General features: G+C 72.5%; 5 protein-coding genes. 4 read left to right on the plus strand and 1 reads right to left on the minus strand.

The features are described from left to right. Positions 1-103: 103 nt before the first annotated feature. On the minus strand, positions 104-736 hold the full coding sequence (locus tag ACWGIU_RS32150) for a TIGR03085 family metal-binding protein (RefSeq protein WP_453711636.1): 633 nt from the start codon (positions 734-736) through the stop codon (positions 104-106). Positions 737-827: 91 nt separating this feature from the next. Between ACWGIU_RS32150 and hisI the strand changes: the two genes are divergently transcribed. From hisI to ACWGIU_RS32170, 4 genes are all read left to right on the plus strand, one after another. After that, on the plus strand, positions 828-1,196 hold the full coding sequence (gene hisI / locus ACWGIU_RS32155) for a phosphoribosyl-AMP cyclohydrolase (RefSeq protein WP_030773221.1): 369 nt from the start codon (positions 828-830) through the stop codon (positions 1,194-1,196). A gap of 14 nt (positions 1,197-1,210) precedes the next feature. Next, a complete protein-coding gene (locus tag ACWGIU_RS32160) occupies positions 1,211-2,701 on the plus strand; it encodes an anthranilate synthase component I (RefSeq protein ID WP_453711637.1) in 1,491 nt (496 codons plus the stop codon). Between the two features lie 14 nt (positions 2,702-2,715). Next, positions 2,716-3,396 (plus strand): TIGR02234 family membrane protein, encoded by a 681-nt coding sequence (locus ACWGIU_RS32165; RefSeq protein WP_453711638.1) that lies wholly within the window; start codon positions 2,716-2,718, stop codon positions 3,394-3,396. A gap of 111 nt (positions 3,397-3,507) precedes the next feature. Beyond that, a complete protein-coding gene (locus tag ACWGIU_RS32170; RefSeq protein ID WP_052872597.1) occupies positions 3,508-3,759 on the plus strand; it encodes an HGxxPAAW family protein in 252 nt (83 codons plus the stop codon). The last annotated feature ends 123 nt before the right edge of the window (positions 3,760-3,882 follow it).

The following is a 3,882-nucleotide window of genomic DNA, read 5'->3' on the forward strand; positions in this document are numbered from 1 at the left end:
CCCGTCCGCGGACACCACCCAGCCCCGCCGGCGCTTGAGGCGCGGCCACCGGCCCGCACCCGAAACACGAACCCGCACCCGCCCGGCCAGGGCAGCGGCCGGGTCAGATGCCCAGCGCCGCCACCGTCAGCTTGGCGACCGCCTCCTTGTCGCCGTCGAGTACCACCGCCGCCGCGTCCTGCCGCCCGAAGCAGAACAGCGTCAGCTCCCCCGGCTCGCCGGTCACCGTGACCACCGGCGTGCCCTTGTGCGCCACCGCCGTCTGCCCGTTCGGACGCCTCAGCACCAGGCCCACCGGCGAGCGGCGACCCGTCAGGCGTGCCAGCTTCTCCAGCCGGGACCACAGCGCGTCGGAGAAGACCGGGTCCAGTTCCCGCGGGGACCAGTCCGGCTGCGCCCGGCGGACGTCTTCCGCGTGGACGTAGAACTCGACCGCGTTCGCCGCCTCGTCGATCTGTTTCAGCGAGTACACCGACATCCTCGGCGGGCCGGTCCTGATCAGCTGGATCAGTTCCTCGTACGGCTTGGCCGTGTACTCCTCCATCGCCTTGTCCAGGCGGGCCTTCAGCACGTTCAGCAGCAGGCCGCCCGCCGCGTCGGGCCGCCGCTCCCGCACCACCACGTGCGCGGCCAGGTCACGACAGGTCCAGCCGCCGCACAGCGTGGGGGCCTCCGGACCGGACGCCTCCAACAGGTCCGCCAAGAGCAGGCGTTCACGCTTCGCATGGGTAGACATGCGGGCCAGCCTACGGCGGGAACCCGCCGAGCACCCGCTCATCAGGCGGACGGGGATCAATAGCCCCGCCCCGGCCCGGCACAATGTCCACATGAGTACGTCCCCCCGCCCCGGCAATCTCGACCCGGCCATCGCCGAGCGCCTCAAGCGTTCCGCGGACGGGCTGGTCCCGGCCATCGCCCAGCAGTACGACACCGGTGAGGTGCTCATGCTCGGCTGGATGGACGACGAGGCCCTGCACCGCACCCTGACCACCGGCCGCTGCACCTACTGGTCCCGCAGCCGCCAGGAGTACTGGGTGAAGGGGGACACCTCCGGCCACTTCCAGCACGTGAAATCCGTCGCGCTCGACTGCGATGCCGACACCGTGCTCGTCCGGGTCGACCAGGTCGGAGCGGCCTGCCACACCGGGGCACGCACCTGTTTCGACGAAGATGTCCTCCTCCGCGCAGCCGACTAGGTAGGGTCCCCCGAATGGATCTTGAGACGTTCCGCAAGCTCGCGGCCGACCGCCGCGTCATCCCCGTGAGCCGCAAGCTGCTGGCCGACGGGGACACCCCCGTCGGGCTCTACCGCAAGCTGGCAGCCGAACGCCCCGGCACCTTCCTCCTGGAGTCCGCCGAGAACGGCCGCTCCTGGTCCCGGTACTCCTTCATCGGGGTCCGCAGCGACGCCACCTTGACCGCACAGGACGGCCGCGCGCACTGGATCGGCACCCCGCCCGTCGGCGTACCCACCGACGGCGACCCCCTCGACGCCCTGCGCGCCACCGTCGAGACCCTGCACACCCCCCGCGACCTCGCGGGCGCGATGCCCCCCTTCACCGGCGGCATGGTCGGCTACCTCGGCTACGACATCGTGCGCCGCCTGGAGCGCATCGGCGAGCACACCGCCGACGACCTGGAGCTGCCCGAGCTGACCATGCTGCTCACCTCCGACCTGGCGGTCATGGACCACTGGGACGGCACCGTCCAGCTCATCGCCAACGCCATCAACCACAACGACCTCGACACCGGCGTGGACGAGGCGTACGCGGACGCCGTGGCCCGGCTCGACGCGATGGAGGCCGACCTCGCGCGCCCCGCCCCGTACACCCCCACACCGCTGCCCGCCTCCGAGCTGCCCGAGTTCTCCGCCCTCTGGGGCGGCGAGAAGTACCAGGACGCCGTCGAGGACATCAAGGAGCGCATCCGGGCCGGCGAGGCCTTCCAGGTGGTGCCCTCGCAGCGGTTCGAGACCCCCTGCCACGCCTCCGCGCTGGACGTCTACCGGGTGCTGCGGGCCACGAACCCGTCCCCGTACATGTACCTCTTCCGCTTCGAGAACGGCTTCGACGTGGTCGGCTCCAGCCCCGAGGCGCTGGTCAAGGTCGAGGACGGGCGGGCCATGGTCCACCCCATCGCCGGCACCCGCCACCGCGGCGCGACGCCGCAGGAGGACCACGAGCTCGCCGAGGAGCTGATGGCCGACCCCAAGGAGCGCGCCGAGCACCTGATGCTCGTCGACCTGGGCCGCAACGACCTCGGCCGGGTCTGCGAGCCGGGCTCCGTCGAGGTCGTCGACTTCATGAAGATCGAGCGGTACTCGCACGTCATGCACATCGTGTCCACCGTCACCGGGCGGGTCGCCGAGGGCCGGACCGCCTTCGACGTGCTCACCGCCTGCTTCCCGGCCGGCACTCTCTCGGGCGCGCCGAAGCCGCGCGCCATGCAGATCATCGAGGAGCTGGAGCCCTCGCGCCGCGGCCTCTACGGCGGCTGCGTGGGCTACCTGGACTTCGCCGGGGACTCCGACACGGCCATCGCCATCCGCACCGCGCTGTTGCGCGACGGTACGGCGTACGTGCAGGCGGGGGCGGGTGTCGTCGCGGACTCGGTGCCCGAACTGGAGGACAACGAGTGCCGCAACAAGGCGGCCGCCGTGCTGCGTGCGGTGGGAGCGGCGAACCGCCTCCCCAGCTCCTGAGGGCGTAGGGGATAGTGGGGTACGTGAGTGCCGTACCCCCGCCCCGAAACGACGCCGACGCCGAGTCCGAGCCCGAGGCTCCCGACGGCCGCGGCGGCCGCCGCAGTGTGGCCGTCGCCCTGCTGCTCGGCGCCCTCGGCGCCACCGTCGTCCTGCTCGCCTCCGGCCGGACCTGGGCCCGGGGCACCACCGCCATCGGCAGCGACTCGCTCCAGCTGACCGCCGACGGGCGGGCCGTCACCGGCCTCCCCGCGGCGCTGGCCATCGTGGGCCTCGCCGCACTGGTCGCCGTCTTCGCCGTACGCGGCAGGAGCCGGCTGCTGGTGGCGGGGCTGCTCGCGCTCAGCGGCCTGGGCGCCGCGCTGTCGGCGGTCCTCGGCAGCGACGGCCGCCGTGTCCTGGACGCGCAGGCCGCCCGGACGACCGCGGACAGTGCCGCGCACGTGGCCGGGCTGACGCAGACGACCTGGCCCTACGTCACGGCCGCCGGCGCGGTCCTGATCCTGGCGGCCGGTCTGCTGGCCCTGCGCTTCGGCCGGAGCTGGCCCGCGATGGGAGGCCGCTACGAGCGTGACGGCAGCCCGCGCGCCCGGACTGTCGCGGCGGTTGATCCGGACCGGCCGGAGGATCTGTGGAAGGCTCTGGACCGTGGCGAGGACCCGACCGACGACCCGGGCGCCGGCCGGGCCCCCTGACCCGACCCCCCTGGACGGCGAAGCCGCCCGGTGCGGGACAATGGTCGCCGAGCGTCCGACACTGACCGCACGTTCGACACAGCAGCGCGACAGAGCAACGAGGAGCAACTCATGGCGGGCACTAGCCACGGACACACCCCGGCCGCCTGGACCGGTGTCATCATCGCCTTCATCGGTTTCTGCATCTCCGGCGCCTTCATGGTGATCGCGAACCCGCTCGGCTTCTGGGCCGGCCTCGTCGTCGTCGCGCTCGGCGGTGTCGTCGGACTGGGGATGCGCGCCGCGGGCATGGGTGCGCCGAAGCCCGCCCACAAGGATCTCGCCGAGGTCATCGCCGCTTCCAAGGTTCCCGCCAAGGTCTGAGCGCGCGAGCGACGCGGTTCGTAGCGACGCGGTTCGAAGCGACGCAGCCGAAAGGCGCGGCCCCGTCGGGCTGCGCCTTTCGTCATGAGCGGAGAGAATCAGCAGGTGGACGCCTCTCGTACC

This window comes from Streptomyces sp. NPDC054840 (assembly GCF_053611065.1).